Origin of the sequence: Streptomyces sp. NBC_00683 (assembly GCF_036226745.1) — a bacterium.
GTDB lineage: Bacteria > Actinomycetota > Actinomycetes > Streptomycetales > Streptomycetaceae > Streptomyces.
The window spans coordinates 5,061,832-5,075,804 of sequence record NZ_CP109013.1; the positions used below are offsets into that span (position 1 = coordinate 5,061,832).

The following is a 13,973-nucleotide window of genomic DNA, read 5'->3' on the forward strand; positions in this document are numbered from 1 at the left end:
GACTAACCTGAAATGTAAAGCCCGAGCCGCGTACCCGGCCCCCAGTCCATGGATGGGCCAAGACCGTTCCAATACTCGGCAGACCTGGTGCGTTGCCGCCGGGAAAGGCGTCCACTGGAGAGTGGAACGCACCTCCCGGAGTGCTTGTCCGGAGTGCTTGTCCGGCGGACAAGAGGAGCAGGCATGAGTGACATCGCAGCATCCACCGTGCACGAGGCGTACGCGTTCGCCTGTATGAGGTGTGGGTACGGCTGGGAACAGGCCTACGACATAGAGCACCACGTGGACGGCTCCGGCCACGCGTACGTGGTGTACAAGGCGGACGGGGAGCGCGTCCCCTCGCCGCTGTCCACTCCGACGTGCACGAACTGCGGCGGCCATGTGGTCCGCATCATGCGGGCAGGCCGGGTCTCCACCGTGCAGCAGCTGCTCCGTCAGCAGCCCGCGCACCCCGAGAAGACCGTCGAGGAAGAGCCCGTACCCGCCGCCGTACTGGCACCGGGCACGGCAACGCACCACTGGCAGCTCTCCGATCTGCTGCATCCCTTCCACCGGCGGTGAGACCGGGCTCATGCCCTCGTAGAGTCGTGGGCATGAGCCGTACGGAAGCCCCGCCGCTGCCCGAACCCCTCAGGGTTCCGGTCGCCGATTCGCACACCCACCTGGACATGCAGGACGGAACCGTCGAGGAGGGCCTGGCCCGGGCCGCGGCGGTCAATGTGACCGCGGTCGTCCAGGTCGGCTGCGACGTGAAGGGCTCGCGCTGGGCCGCCGAGACCGCGGCGGCCCACGCCTCCGTGCACGCCTCCGTCGCCCTGCACCCCAACGAGGCGCCGCGCATCGTGCACGGGGACCCGGACGGCTCGGCGCGCCAGGGGGTCCGGGAGCCGGGCGGCAGGGCGGCACTGGACGAGGCGCTCGCCGAGATCGACGCACTGGCCGCCCTCGACCACGTACGCGGCGTCGGAGAGACCGGGCTCGACTACTTCCGCACCGGCCCCGAGGGCATGGCCGCCCAGGAGGAGTCCTTCCGGGCCCACATCGAGATCGCCAAGCGGCACGGCAAGGCCCTGGTCATCCACGACCGCGACGCGCACACGGACGTGCTGCGCATCCTCGCCGACGCGGGCGCACCGGAGCGGACCGTCTTCCACTGCTACTCCGGTGACGCCGACATGGCCCGGATCTGCGCGGCGGCCGGGTACTTCATGTCCTTCGCGGGCAACGTCACCTTCAAGAACGCCCAGCCGCTGCGCGACGCCCTGGCCGCCGCTCCGACGGAGCTCGTCCTCGTCGAGACGGACGCGCCCTTCCTCACCCCCGCCCCGTACCGCGGACGGCCCAACGCGCCCTACCTCATTCCGGTGACGCTCCGTGCGATGGCCGAGGTGCGGGGGACGGACGAGGACGCCCTGGCCGCCGCGGTCTACGACAACACGGCGCGCGCGTTCGATTTCTGACGGGACCCGGACGCAGCCGCTTCGCCACGCTGTGCGGTCATACAACTTTGGACAGTGACCGAAGCTCCGCTATCGTCCCCGCGCAACGGGTCGGCCGGCCGGAACTCCTGGAGCGTCGTGGGCCATTCGCAGGGCAGTCATCGCGCACCACGCGCCGGTCGTCGGACGAAGGAGGTCCCGGCCCCGGCGGCACCGCGCTCCCTCCACGAGGAGCGGACGATCGTCGCCGGAATCTGGCCGGGCGCCCTGCCGGTGCACGACCCGACGGTGCTCGACACACCCCTGGTGCCCCGGCAGACGACGGCCCCTGACCCGACGACGGGGCGCAGGGCCGCTCGGCGAGCGGCGGCCGCCAGGCACCGGAGCGCCCCCGAGAGCCTGCAGGGGCTCCTCACGCAGGCTCTCGTCGTGGCCGTCCTGGCCGGCGGCACCTCCGCGTTCCTCGCCCAGGACAAGGCCATCGAGCTCAGCATCGACGGCGAGCCGCGCACCGTGCACACCTTCGCGGACGACGTCGGTGAACTCCTGGACGACCGGGGCGTCGCGGTCGGCGCCCGCGACCTCGTCGCACCGGCCCCCGGCACCGGCCTCGACAACGGCGACGAGGTCGTCGTGCACCGCGAGACCCGGCCGGCAGCGGGGGGCGGGCCCCGGCCCCCGCAGCGGCCGTAGGCTTAACGGGTGAGCACCACAGAGCCCGACGCCCTCCTGGGCCCCGCAGACATCCGCGAGCTGGCCGCAGCACTGGGCGTACGCCCCACGAAGCAGCGCGGCCAGAACTTCGTCATCGACGCCAACACGGTCCGCAGGATCGTCCGGACCGCCGAGGTGCGGCCCGACGACGTGGTGGTCGAGGTCGGGCCCGGCCTGGGCTCCCTGACCCTGGCCCTGCTGGAGGCGGCCGACCGGGTCGTCGCCGTCGAGATCGACGACGTGCTCGCGGGCGCGCTGCCGGCCACCGTCGCGGCCCGGCTCCCGGGGCGGGCCGACCGCTTCGCACTGGTCCACTCGGACGCGATGCTCGTGACGGAACTGCCCGGCCCCGCGCCCACCGCGCTGGTCGCGAACCTTCCGTACAACGTCGCCGTACCGGTCCTGCTCACCATGCTGGAGCGCTTCCCCACCATCGAGCGGACGCTCGTGATGGTGCAGGCCGAGGTCGCCGACCGGCTGGCCGCCGGACCGGGCAACAAGGTCTACGGAGTGCCGTCGGTCAAGGCCAACTGGTACGCCCACGTCAAGCGCGCCGGATCCATCGGGCGCACGGTCTTCTGGCCCGCGCCGAACGTCGACTCGGGGCTGGTCTCCCTGGTGCGGCGGACCGAGCCGATCAGGACCACGGCGAGCAGGGCCGAGGTGTTCGCCGTCGTCGACGCCGCCTTCGCCCAGCGCCGCAAGACACTGCGCGCGGCCCTCGCCGGGTGGGCGGGCTCCGCGCCCGCCGCCGAGGCCGCCCTGGTCGCCGCGGGAGTCTCACCGCAGGCACGCGGCGAGGCGCTGACGGTCGAGGAGTTCGCCGCCATCGCCGAGAACAGGCCGGAGCCCTCCGCATGACCCGCAGCGTCACCGTCCGCGTCCCCGCCAAGGTCAACGCGCAGCTCGCGGTGGGCGCGGCGCGCCCCGACGGCTTCCACGACCTGGCCAATGTCTTCCTCGCCGTCGGCCTGTACGACGAGGTCACCGTCACCCGCGCCGAAGCCCTGCGCGTCACCTGCTCGGGCCCCGACGCCGCCCAGGTACCGCTCGACGCCACCAACCTCGCGGCCCGTGCCGCGATCGCCCTGGCCGAACGGCACGGCATCGCCCCCGATGTGCACATCCACATCGCCAAGGACATCCCCGTCGCGGGCGGCATGGCGGGCGGCAGCGCCGACGGGGCAGCCGCCCTGCTGGCCTGCGACGCCCTGTGGTCCACCGGCTCGACCCGGGAGGAGCTGCTCGCCATCTGCGCCGAACTGGGCAGCGACGTGCCGTTCAGCCTGGTCGGCGGGGCGGCCCTCGGGGTCGGGCGCGGTGAACAGCTGACCCCCGTCGACGTCGGCGGCACCTTCCACTGGGTCTTCGCGGTGGCCGACGGCGGACTCTCCACCCCCGCTGTGTACGGCGAGTTCGACCGGCTCACCGCCGGTACGCAGGTGCCCGGGCCGACGGCGTCGGCCGCGCTCCTCGACGCGCTGCGCGCCGGGGACTCCGCCGCGCTCGCCGGCGCCCTGAGCAACGACCTCCAGGCCGCCGCGCTCTCACTGCGGCCGTCGCTGGCCGACACCCTGGCGGCGGGCACCGCCGCGGGCGCCCTGGCCGCGCTGGTCTCGGGTTCCGGGCCGACCACCGCGTTCCTGGTGGCGGACGCGGGGTCCGCGGAGAAGGTGGCCGACGCGCTGCTGACGTCGGGCACCTGCCGCAGCGCCCGGGCCGCTGTGTCCCCGGCACCGGGGGCATCGGTTCAACGGCCGTAGCGGCCGTAGCGGCCGTAGCGGCCGTAGCGGCAGGAGCGGCAGCGGCGGCACGGGCCGCCGCGTCGCCGCCCGCCCGTCAGCCGAGCTTCAGGGTCTTCTTCGCCAGCTCGTACGCCGGAAGCATCTGCTGGTGCTCCTCGGAGTCCAGCCCGCCCAGGTGCACAACGACCGGGCCCTCGGGTGTGGAGACCGCGAAGGCGCGCTCGGTCTTCGGCTCGTCCACTAGCTCGCTGTTCACCGTGTAACCGACCTCGGCGGCGGCCAGGGAACCGGCCTTCGCCTGCGTGTACGTCGCCTCGGCCGCGTTCGGGTCGGCCGCCACGAACGCCTCCAGCACCTTCCGCGGGTCGCCGTCGGAGGGCTTGCCCTGCCAGACCCGGAGGTAGCCGATGTTCCCCGCCGGCTTCGCGTCGATCTCGCAGACCATGGTGACGGGGCCCTGTTCACCCAGCGCCGCCAGGTCGGAGCCGGGCTCGACCTCGACGGCCGCCGGCTTCCAGTCCGCGGCGAGGTCGAAGGTGACGGGCAGCGCGCAGGGCGAGCCGGCGCCGCCGAGAGTCATGCCCTTGGCGACGGGCTTCGCCGCATCCGTGCCGCCGCTGTCCGCCGAGTCCGTCGCCCCGCTCACCGGCTCCGTCCCGGACGTGCCGCTGCCGGACGACGAACAGCCGGCCAGTGCCACCGCCGCCAGGACCGCCGGAATCAGCGTCCGTACCCCACCGCGCATCATGAAGTCCCCACCCCAGAGATGATCCGAACCGCTCCGACCAGGGGTTCTGTCCCATGATCGATCGCCGCACGCTATCGCACCTCCCGCGGCGACTACCCTGGGACGTCGAGCGTACGTAGAGCGGTCCCCGACGCTGGGATCCCCGAAACAGGAGTGAAATGGCCGTCAATCTGGTCAATGTCGAGCAGGTCAGCAAGGTGTACGGCACCCGTGCCCTGCTCGACGGTGTATCCCTCGGGGTGTCCGAGGGCGACCGGATCGGCGTCGTCGGCCGCAACGGCGACGGCAAGACGACGCTCATCCGGATGCTCGCCAAGCTGGAGGACGCGGACACCGGCCGGGTCACCCACAACGGCGGGCTGCGCCTCGGTGTCCTCACCCAGCACGACTCGCTCGACCCGAAGGCCACCATCCGGCACGAGGTCATCGGCGACCTCGCCGACCACGAGTGGGCGGGCAGCGCCAAGATCCGTGACGTCCTCACCGGCCTCTTCGGCGGGCTCGCCCTGCCGGGCTTCGAACACGGCCTGGACACCGTCATCGCCCCGCTCTCCGGCGGCGAGCGGCGCCGGATCGCGCTGGCCAAGCTGCTCATCGGCGAGCCCGACCTGATCGTCCTCGACGAGCCCACCAACCACCTCGACGTCGAGGGCATCTCCTGGCTGGCCGGCCATCTGCGGGCCCGGCGCTCCGCACTCGTCTGCGTCACCCACGACCGGTGGTTCCTCGACCAGGTCTGCACCCGCATGTGGGACGTCCAGCGCGGTTCGGTCCACGAGTACGAGGGCGGCTACAGCGACTACGTGTTCGCCCGGGCCGAGCGGGAGCGGATCGCCGCGACCGAGGAGTCCAAGCGGCAGAACCTGATGCGCAAGGAGCTGGCCTGGCTGCGGCGCGGCGCACCCGCCCGTACGTCCAAGCCGCGTTACCGCATCGAGGCGGCCAACGAACTGATCGCCGACGTGCCGCCCCCGCGCGACACCAGCGAGCTGATGAAGTTCGCCAACGCCCGCCTCGGCAAGACCGTCTTCGACCTGGAGGACGTGACCGTCCAGGCCGGGCCCAAGACCCTGCTCACCCACCTCACCTGGCAGCTCGGCCCCGGCGACCGGATCGGCCTGGTCGGCGTGAACGGCGCGGGCAAGACGTCCCTGCTGCGGGCGCTCGCCGAGGCGTCCCGTACGCAGGGCGACGCGCAGCCGGCCGCCGGGAAGGTGATCGTCGGCAAGACCGTGAAGCTGGCGTACCTCTCCCAGGAGGTCACCGAGCTCAACCCGAACCTGCGGGTGCTGGAAGCGGTTCAGCAGGTACGCGACCGGGTCGACCTCGGCAAGGGCCGCGAGATGACCGCGGGCCAGCTCTGCGAGCAGTTCGGCTTCTCCAAGGAGAAGCAGTGGACCCCGGTCGGCGACCTGTCCGGTGGCGAGCGGCGGCGGCTGCAGATCCTGCGTCTGCTGATGGACGAGCCCAACGTCCTCTTCCTCGACGAGCCCACCAACGACCTGGACATCGAGACCCTGACGCAGCTGGAGGACCTCCTCGACAGCTGGCCCGGGTCGATGATCGTGATCTCCCACGACCGGTTCTTCATCGAGCGGACCACGGACCGGGTGATGGCGCTCCTCGGCGACCAGTCGCTGAGGATGCTGCCGCGCGGCATCGACGAGTACCTGGAGCGCAGGCAGCGGATGGAGGAGGCGGCCACCCCGTCCGCCGCCGCGTTCGCGCCGAAGACCGCCGCGGCCGAGACCGTTTCGCCGCAGGCGGCGCGTGCGGCGAAGAAGGAACTGCAGAAGGTCGAGCGGCAGCTCGACAAGATGTCCACCCGGGAGACCGCGCTGCACGCGCAGATCGCCGACAACGCCACCGACTTCGGAAAGGTGGCCGAACTCGACGCCGAGCTGCGTGAACTGGTCGCGGAGCGCGATGTGTTGGAGATGCGCTGGCTCGAACTGGCCGAGGACGCCTGACCGCTGGGGCACGGCGGGAGGTGCACCGCAGGTGGGGCGGCAGCGGCGCGTGGGGCTGATGGTAGAAAGAAGGCCCGCGCGAATCGTTGTGACCTTGCGGTAGACGTACCGCTCGAAGGGGGACGTGCCGAATGACCCAGCCGCCCGGCCAGCAACCGCCGCAGGGGGGCTTCGGGGCACCGTACGATCCCCCGTCGGCGTCCGCTCCGGGGTACGGCTACCCGCCCGCAGCGGGCGCACCGGGTGCGCAGCCGGGGCCTTATGCCCAGCCAGGCCCCTACGCCCAGCAGCCGGGGCCGTACGGGCAGCAGCCGGGGCCGTACGGGCAGCAGCCGGGGCCTTATGCCCAGCCAGGCCCCTACGCCCAGCAGCCCGGACCGTACCCGCAGCCCTCCGGGCCGGGCGTCGGCGGATCCGGGTCCGGGCGCGGGCCGTCCAAGGGCAGGCCCGCGCTGATCATCGGGGCCGTGCTCGCCGTCCTGCTGCTCGTCGGCGGAGGCGTCTGGTTCGCCACGAGCGGCGACGGCGGGAGCGGCAAGCAGCCCGTCTCGGGCGGCGGCACCGGGAAGCCGAGCGGTTCGCCCACGACGGGCAAGGAGGACGGGAAGAGCGACGCTCCGACCGCCGCCGGCCTCAACGCCAAGCGCAAGCCCGGCGAGGCGAAGGTGCTGTGGCTCCGGGAGAGCGGGATCGACCTTCCGCAGTACGGGGACGAGCAGTACGGCCCCTGGTTCGCGGGCGACACGGTCGTCAAAGCCATCTTCCGCTCCGTCTCCGGCTATTCGGTGGCCGACGGGTCCGAGAAGTGGACCCTGAAGCTGCCCACCGATCTCTGCGCGGCACCGACGCTGCCCACCGCCGACGGCAAGATCGTCGTCGGCATCGAGGACAACGTCTCGGAGCAGGAGGCGGAGTGCTCGGTCCTGCAGATGATCGACCTGCGCACCGGCAAGGCGGGCTGGAAGAAGACCGTCGACCGCACCGACATCCAGGACGGGCTGTCGCACGTCGCTATGTCGGTCAACGGGGACACGGTGACCTTCGGGCGGACCGGCAACACCGACGCGTTCCGGATCAGTGACGGCAAGAAGGTGTTCGGCAAGCGGGAGGGCCTCTGCCAGCCGTTCGCCTTCACGAGCGGCCCCCGGATGATCGCCGCCGTCAGCTGCCAGGCCGGGCCCGTCGACCCCGTACGGCAGCAGGTCCAGGAGGTCGACCCGGCCACCGGAGCAGCGAAATGGACGTACGAGGCGAAGGCGGGCTGGAAGGTCGCGCACGTGTACTCGTCGAGTCCGCTCGTCATCTCGGTCAAGAAGGACGAGCAGTGGGCGGTCGTCATCCTGAACGAGGACGGTACCTACCGATCCCAACTGGTCGCCGGCACCGAGGACTACACCGCGAGGTGCACCGAGGAGTCCGTGGAGGAGGGCAGCAACCTCGACAGCTGCGTCGGGGTCGCGGCCGACAAGGAGAGGCTCTACCTGTCGACCGAGTCCCTGAGCACCGCGAAGGCGATGACCAACGAGGTCGTCGCCTTCGACCTGGCCACCGGCCGGACCGTGTGGCAGGCGCCCGCGCCTGCCAACCAGGTCATGTGGCCGCTGCGCATGGAGGGCACCGACGTACTGGTCCATGTGAGGGCCTCGTACAGCAAGGGCGGCGGGCTCGCCCTGATCCCGCCGACCGGGGGAGAACCCAGGACCCTGCTGAAGCACCCGGCGTCGGGAGCCGCGACGGAGTCCCTGATCTTCGCGCCGAAGGCCGCTTACGCGGGGGGCCGTTCCTTCGTCCTGCCGAGCCGGATCAGCTCGGACGAGGACGAGGAGGAAAAGGCGATGACGGCCCTCATGGTCTTCGGTAAGTGAGGGTTCCGTGTGCGCGCCGGGCCGGGGCGTCACGCAGCGGCACCGCGCAAAAAGTGCAGGGTCCGTGAAAGGCGCCCGCTACGGGGCAAGTTGACGCAACGTCTGTGACGCCTGCCCCGAACGGCCCGGGCAGGCGCGTAACGGCGGCATCACGGGCCGGTTCTCCCTTGGGAACAGGGGGTGGACCGATCCCCTGTTCGATGTCTTGCGGGTGGTACAAAGAAGCCCCGCTCGACTGTCGTAACGCCGCGGAAGCCATGCCCGATTCGCTCCTTTCCGAGGGGAATTCAGCCCAGCGGAATCGCGGGGGAGAACGAACCGGACACCGGACCGCACCGCACGAAGGGGGACGTGCTGATGACCCAGCCGCCCAGCCAGCAACCGCCGCAGGGAGGCTTCGGGGCTCCGCAGGAGCCGCCGCAGGGAACTCCTCAGCCGCCCCAGAACCAGCCGTCCCCGCCCCAGACACCGCCGCCCGCCGCCCCGCCGCAGATGCCGCCGGCCCCTCCGCAGACGCCGCCCCCGGGCGGACAGGGCTACGGCTACCCGCAGGCACCGGCCGGCGGCGCCCCCGGCTACGGCTACCCGCAGGCGCCTGGCCAGGCCCCGGGCCCGTACGCCCAGCAGCCCGGCCCGTACGACGCGCAGTCCGGGCCGTACGCCCAGCAGCCCGGCCCCTACGGCCAGCAGCCCGGCCCGTACGGTCAGCAGGCGGGCCCGTACGGCCAGCCGACGCAGCCCGGCGGCTACGGCTACCCGCAGCAGCAGTACCCCGGCGCGCCCGCCCCCGGCGGCTCCGGCGGCAACCCCTTCAAGGGCAAGCCCGCGATGATCATCGGCGCGGCCGTGGCCGCACTGCTGGTCGTCGGCGGCGGCGTCTGGTTCGCCACGAGCGGCAGCGACGACGACAAGAAGCCCGTCGCCAAGGAGAGCACCGGGCCCGCCGGGCCGACCGACTCGCCCACCGTCGACGAGGGTGACGGCAACGGCGACGGCCGCGAGGTCGACGACGACCTGAACGCCGGGCGCAAGCCCGGCGAGGCGAAGGTCCTGTGGCTGACGACGAACGACGTCGACCTCCCGCGCAACGGCGCTGACGTGTACGGCCCGTGGATCGTCGGCGACACGGTCGTCAAGGGCATGTACCGCACGGTCTCCGGCTACTCGGCCGCCGACGGCAAGCAGAAGTGGACCCTTCCGCTGCCCGCCGACATGTGCGCGGCGCCCGGCACGGCCACCACCGACGGCAAGATCGTCATCGGCGTGAAGAACGGCACCACGGACAAGGCGGACTGCTCGGTCCTGCAGATGATCGACCTCAACACCGGCAAGCCCGGCTGGAAGAAGACGATCACCAAGAACAGCACGTGGGACCTCATGTCCGACATCGGCCTGGCGATCAGCGGTGACACCGTGACCGTCGGCCGCACCAGCAACTCCAACGGCTACCGGGTCAGCGACGGCAAGGAGCTGTTCGGCAAGCAGGCGGGCAACTGCCAGCCGTTCGCGTTCGCCGGCGGCCCCAAGCTGATCGCGGCGTCCAGCTGCCGCACCGAGGACCTGGACAACCCGCAGCACCAGGTCCAGGAGATCGACCCGGCCACCGGGAAGCCCAAGTGGACCTACAAGCCCCAGCGCGGCTGGGAGATCGACAAGGTCTACTCGGTGAGCCCGCTCGTCGTCTCGCTGACCCAGCGGAAGGAGAAGAAGTGGTCCATCCTCGCCATCAAGGAGAACGGCACGCTCCGTTCCCAGCTGGTCGGCGACAAGGAGGACAAGTTCTCCGTCGACTGCGGCCACGACTTCGCGATCTTCGGTGAGCAGCTCGAGGGCTGCACCGGTGTCGCCGCCGACGCCAACACCTTCTACATGGCGACCGAGGACGACACCAGCGGCACGAGCCGCACCAACAAGGTCGTCGCGTTCAACCTGAACACCGGCAAGCCCAAGTGGAAGGCGGCTGCTCCCGCCGAGCGCGTCATGAAGCCACTGCGCATGGAGGGCGGCAACGTGCTGCTCTACCTGGAGGCCACGTACGACAAGGGCGGGGCGATCGCGACGCTCGCACCGGCCGGCGGCGCGCCCAAGGTGGTGCTGAAGCACCCGGACTCGACGACCCGGATCGAGAGTTCCTTCTTCACGTCGAAGATCGCCTACGCGGGCGGCCGTTCCTTCATCGTCAGCGGACGCGTCAGCGCCTCGAACGACGAGGAGGAGAAGGCCCAGAAGACGATGATGGCCTTCGGCAAGTGACGGACCACGACGGCATCCGAGGGACCCGGCCCCTCCGCCGCACCCGCAGCCCCCTCTCCACAGACTCCTCAGAGGTACGTACGCCATGACGCAGCCGCCCCAGCCGCCCAACGAGCCGCCCCAGGGCGGATTCGGCGCCCCGCAGGACCCGCCTCCCGGCGGATTCGGCGCGCCGACGCCGCCCCCCTCCGACGGCTTCTCCAAGCAGCCCCCGGCCGCACCGCCGGCCGCACCGCCGACCCCGCCCGCCGGTGGCTACGGAAGCCCGCCGCCCCCGCCCGCCGGTGGCTACGGTGCTCCGCAGCCGCCCCCCGGTGGCTACGGCACCCCCCAGACGCCGCCCGGCCAGCCGCCGCAGAACCCCGCGTACGGCTATCCGCAGGCCCCGCCGCCGGGACAGCCCGGGTACGGCTTCCCGCAGGGACCGCCGCCCGGACAGCCCGGCATGCCCCCGCAGCAGGGGTACGGCTACCCGACCGCGCCGATGCAGCCGCAGTACCTGGCACCGCAGCCGGGCGGCAACGGAGGCAAGAAGTTCAGCACCCAGATGCAGATCATCGTCGCGGCGGTCGTCGCCGTGGTGCTGATCGTCGGCGGCGGAGTCATCTACGCCTCCAGCAGCGGTGACGACGGCGGCAAGAAGGACGAGGCGTCCTCGGCCGGCACCAACGGCGGCGAGGGCAAGGGCGGCGAAGGCAGCGGACTCGGCGGCGGAAGCGAGAAGGCGCCGGCCGACATCAAGTCCAAGGTCGGCTTCCAGCTTCCCCAGCCGAAGGTCACGGACACCACCACGGTCACGGGCTCCTGGCTCACCGACAAGGCGTTCGTGAAGACCGGTGTGTACGAGATCGCCGGCTACGACCCGGCCAAGGGCACCAAGCTCTGGTCCATCCCGCTGCCCGGCCAGCTCTGCGCCGCCTCCCGGCACATGAGCAAGGACTTCAAGACGGCCATCGTCTTCGAGGAGGGCAAGCCGACCAAGGCGGACAAGTACCCGTCGTGCAACCAGGTCGGCGCCCTCGACCTGAACACCGGCAAGCTGATGTGGAGCAAGTCGGTCACCTCCAGCTCCAGCGGTGACGAGCCCATCAGGTTCAGCGAGGTCACGCTCAGCGGGACCACGGTCGCCGCCGGCGGCACGAGCGGCGGCGCGGCGTTCAACCTCGCCACCGGCGCGGAGCTGTGGAGGCCGAAGACCGACACCAACGGCTGCTACGACAAGGGGTACGGCGGCGGCGAGGCCCTCGCCGTGGTCCGCAAGTGCGGTACCTACGACGCGCCGCAGCTCACCATCCAGGCGCTGAACCCGGCCACGGGTGCCCCGCTGTCCTCGTACAACATGCCGGCCGGTGTGGAGTACGCGAGCATCGTCTCCACCAAGCCGCTCGTCGTCGCGGCCGACGTCGGCGACACCGCCGGTGACGGCAGCGGGATCTCGGACTTCTTCTCCATCAACGCGGCCACCGGCAAGCTGATCGTCCGGATCTCTGCCGACGCGGACAAGTACGCGGGCCGCTGCGGCTCCACCGAGGTCGAGACGTGCCAGTCCCTGGCCGTCGGCGGCAACAAGCTCTACGTGCCGACCGAGGAGCACGAGGGCGGCGGCGAGTACGGCGACACGAACGAGATCGTCGCCTTCGACCTGGCCACCGGCAAGCTCGTCGGCGGCAAGGCGGACGCGGGCGACCGCTACACGCTGACCCCGCTGCGCATGGACGGCACCAACGTCATCGCGTACAAGGAGCCCCCGTACGACAAGGGCGGCCAGATCGTCTCCATCGACGGCTCCACCTTCAAGGAGACCGTGCTGATGGAGAACCCGAGCGACGAGGCGGTGCGCGACGCGGAGACCGGGTTCAGCGGGTACTACGCCGAGTACATCTACGACAAGGGCCGGCTGTTCATCTCCGAGAAGATGATCAGTGAGCCCCGCGAGAGCACGCTGGACGACAAGCAGTACCTCGTCGTCAGCTTCACCACCGGCTGACCCGTCCGCGGGTGAGCAGCGGCCCTGTCGGTTGATCATTCAGCCGGCAGGGCCGATCGTTTTCCGTCCGGCAAGTAGCCCTGAATGACGCAGAATTCGGCATTCTGGGGGGCTTCTGCCCTGTAAGGGGCGCGCCACGTCGAACAAGCGTGTAGCTTGCCGGGTCAGAGGGCCGGGGGGCCTGTTCGAGGGCTATACAGCGGTACATGGGGGTTGCTCGATGGGCGTGCGGCTCATGGTGATCGATGATCACCGTCTGCTCGCCGAGGCGCTGGCCTCGGCGCTGAAACTGCGCGGGCACCGGGTGCTCGCGGCAGCAGCGCCGACGTCCGGGGCCGCGGAACTGGTGGTCAGCAGGGCACCGGAGGTCTGTCTGTTCGGTACGGCGACACCTGCCGAACCCGGCACCTTCGACCCGATCGTGCGGATCGGGCGGGAGCGCCCGCAGGTGGCCGTCGTGGTGCTCGGCCCGGTGCCGAGCCCGCGCGGGATCGCGGCGGCCTTCGCCGCTGGGGCGGCCGGCTACGTCCGCCACGACGAGCGCATAGAGGGCGTCGAACGCGCGATGATCAAGGCCCGTGCGGGGGAGGCCGCGGTCGTACCGCAGCTCCTGCGGGGCGCGTTCGCCGAGCTGCTCCACCCGGCGGTGCAGCCGGACGACGAGGGGCAGCGGCTGCTGCAGATGCTCACCCCGCGCGAGGTCGAGGTGCTGGTACGGGTCGCCGAGGGCGAGGACACCAGGCTGATCGCGGCCGGGATGGGGATCGCGCCGAGCACCGCGCGTACGCATGTGCAGCGGGTCCTGATGAAGCTGGGCGTCGGCTCCCGGCTGGAGGCCGCGGCGCTCGCGGCCCGTACCGGACTGCTGGACCGGGCGGCGGTGGGAATGACGCAGGGGCCGGACGGTCTCGCGTGAACGCGTGACGGTCCGGCCCCCGCAAGGGTGTCGCGGTCAGCTCTCCGGTGTACCGGGGGCCTCGTCCGGCACCTGGGCCGGCCGCAGCTTCATCCAGGCCAGGAAGAAGATCCCGAGGGCCAGCATGGCCAGGCCGGTCCAGAGGTTTATGTGGACGCCCTCGGCCTTCTTCAGGTCGGCGTCGGACGGGTTGACACCGGCGATGGTGACGATCACTCCGTAGACCACGAAGAGACCGCCGATGATCCGCCGGATGTCGAAGAGCCGGGCCGCGGTCGCGGACTTGCGCTCCAGCTCGGAGACTTCCTTGTGCAGGTCGGACATGGTGAGTGCCTC

12 protein-coding genes are annotated in these 13,973 nt (G+C 71.4%); 10 read left to right on the forward strand and 2 right to left on the reverse strand.

Translation table 11 applies throughout. The features are described from left to right. The first annotated feature begins 183 nt into the window (after nucleotides 1-183). The 5 genes from OG257_RS22690 to OG257_RS22710 all read left to right on the forward strand — a co-directional run bounded on the left by OG257_RS22690 (nucleotide 184) and on the right by OG257_RS22710 (nucleotide 3,916). Nucleotides 184-561, forward strand: a complete 378-nt coding sequence (locus OG257_RS22690; RefSeq protein WP_329210166.1) for a hypothetical protein — start codon at nucleotides 184-186, stop codon at nucleotides 559-561. Between the two features lie 32 nt (nucleotides 562-593). Continuing rightward, nucleotides 594-1,460 carry a TatD family hydrolase gene (locus OG257_RS22695; protein ID WP_329210168.1) on the forward strand — a complete coding sequence of 289 codons (867 nt, stop codon included), beginning with the start codon at nucleotides 594-596 and terminating at the stop codon, nucleotides 1,458-1,460. 117 nt (nucleotides 1,461-1,577) lie between these two features. Beyond that, a complete protein-coding gene (locus OG257_RS22700) occupies nucleotides 1,578-2,132 on the forward strand; it encodes a ubiquitin-like domain-containing protein (RefSeq protein WP_329210169.1) in 555 nt (184 codons plus the stop codon). Nucleotides 2,133-2,141: 9 nt separating this feature from the next. Next, complete coding sequence (gene rsmA, locus OG257_RS22705; RefSeq protein WP_329210171.1) at nucleotides 2,142-3,014, forward strand: 16S rRNA (adenine(1518)-N(6)/adenine(1519)-N(6))-dimethyltransferase RsmA; 873 nt, start codon at nucleotides 2,142-2,144, stop codon at nucleotides 3,012-3,014. Next, nucleotides 3,011-3,916, forward strand: a complete 906-nt coding sequence (locus OG257_RS22710) for a 4-(cytidine 5'-diphospho)-2-C-methyl-D-erythritol kinase (protein WP_329210173.1) — start codon at nucleotides 3,011-3,013, stop codon at nucleotides 3,914-3,916. Before rsmA ends, OG257_RS22710 begins: the two co-directional genes overlap by 4 nt. Nucleotides 3,917-3,992: 76 nt before the next feature. Here the strand turns inward: OG257_RS22710 and OG257_RS22715 are convergent, their stop codons facing one another. Continuing rightward, on the reverse strand, nucleotides 3,993-4,646 hold the full coding sequence (locus tag OG257_RS22715; protein WP_329210176.1) for a lipoprotein: 654 nt from the start codon (nucleotides 4,644-4,646) through the stop codon (nucleotides 3,993-3,995). Nucleotides 4,647-4,804: 158 nt separating this feature from the next. Between OG257_RS22715 and OG257_RS22720 the strand changes: the two genes are divergently transcribed. From OG257_RS22720 to OG257_RS22740, 5 genes are all read left to right on the forward strand, one after another. Beyond that, nucleotides 4,805-6,616, forward strand: coding sequence for an ABC-F family ATP-binding cassette domain-containing protein (locus OG257_RS22720; RefSeq protein ID WP_329210178.1), 1,812 nt, complete (start codon nucleotides 4,805-4,807; stop codon nucleotides 6,614-6,616). 131 nt (nucleotides 6,617-6,747) lie between these two features. Further along, a complete protein-coding gene (locus OG257_RS22725) occupies nucleotides 6,748-8,481 on the forward strand; it encodes an outer membrane protein assembly factor BamB family protein (protein WP_329210180.1) in 1,734 nt (577 codons plus the stop codon). 357 nt (nucleotides 8,482-8,838) lie between these two features. Then, a complete protein-coding gene (locus tag OG257_RS22730) occupies nucleotides 8,839-10,734 on the forward strand; it encodes an outer membrane protein assembly factor BamB family protein (protein ID WP_329210182.1) in 1,896 nt (631 codons plus the stop codon). Between the two features lie 85 nt (nucleotides 10,735-10,819). After that, complete coding sequence (locus OG257_RS22735; RefSeq protein ID WP_329210184.1) at nucleotides 10,820-12,721, forward strand: outer membrane protein assembly factor BamB family protein; 1,902 nt, start codon at nucleotides 10,820-10,822, stop codon at nucleotides 12,719-12,721. Nucleotides 12,722-12,941: 220 nt separating this feature from the next. Further along, on the forward strand, nucleotides 12,942-13,637 hold the full coding sequence (locus OG257_RS22740) for a helix-turn-helix transcriptional regulator (protein ID WP_329210186.1): 696 nt from the start codon (nucleotides 12,942-12,944) through the stop codon (nucleotides 13,635-13,637). Nucleotides 13,638-13,673: 36 nt separating this feature from the next. On the opposite strand, the gene OG257_RS22745 is transcribed toward OG257_RS22740, so the two are convergent. Beyond that, nucleotides 13,674-13,961 carry a hypothetical protein gene (locus OG257_RS22745; RefSeq protein ID WP_329210188.1) on the reverse strand — a complete coding sequence of 96 codons (288 nt, stop codon included), beginning with the start codon at nucleotides 13,959-13,961 and terminating at the stop codon, nucleotides 13,674-13,676. Nucleotides 13,962-13,973: the final 12 nt, after the last annotated feature.

Coding starts and splice junctions, on each gene's coding strand:
- OG257_RS22715 (WP_329210176.1), bottom strand. CDS start 4,646: ATGATGCGCGGTGGGGTACGGACGCTGATTCCGGCGGTCCTGGCGGCG.
- OG257_RS22745 (WP_329210188.1), bottom strand. CDS start 13,961: ATGTCCGACCTGCACAAGGAAGTCTCCGAGCTGGAGCGCAAGTCCGCG.
- OG257_RS22720 (WP_329210178.1), top strand. CDS start 4,805: ATGGCCGTCAATCTGGTCAATGTCGAGCAGGTCAGCAAGGTGTACGGC.
- OG257_RS22690 (WP_329210166.1), top strand. CDS start 184: ATGAGTGACATCGCAGCATCCACCGTGCACGAGGCGTACGCGTTCGCC.
- OG257_RS22695 (WP_329210168.1), top strand. CDS start 594: ATGAGCCGTACGGAAGCCCCGCCGCTGCCCGAACCCCTCAGGGTTCCG.
- OG257_RS22725 (WP_329210180.1), top strand. CDS start 6,748: ATGACCCAGCCGCCCGGCCAGCAACCGCCGCAGGGGGGCTTCGGGGCA.
- OG257_RS22735 (WP_329210184.1), top strand. CDS start 10,820: ATGACGCAGCCGCCCCAGCCGCCCAACGAGCCGCCCCAGGGCGGATTC.
- OG257_RS22730 (WP_329210182.1), top strand. CDS start 8,839: ATGACCCAGCCGCCCAGCCAGCAACCGCCGCAGGGAGGCTTCGGGGCT.
- OG257_RS22710 (WP_329210173.1), top strand. CDS start 3,011: ATGACCCGCAGCGTCACCGTCCGCGTCCCCGCCAAGGTCAACGCGCAG.
- OG257_RS22740 (WP_329210186.1), top strand. CDS start 12,942: ATGGGCGTGCGGCTCATGGTGATCGATGATCACCGTCTGCTCGCCGAG.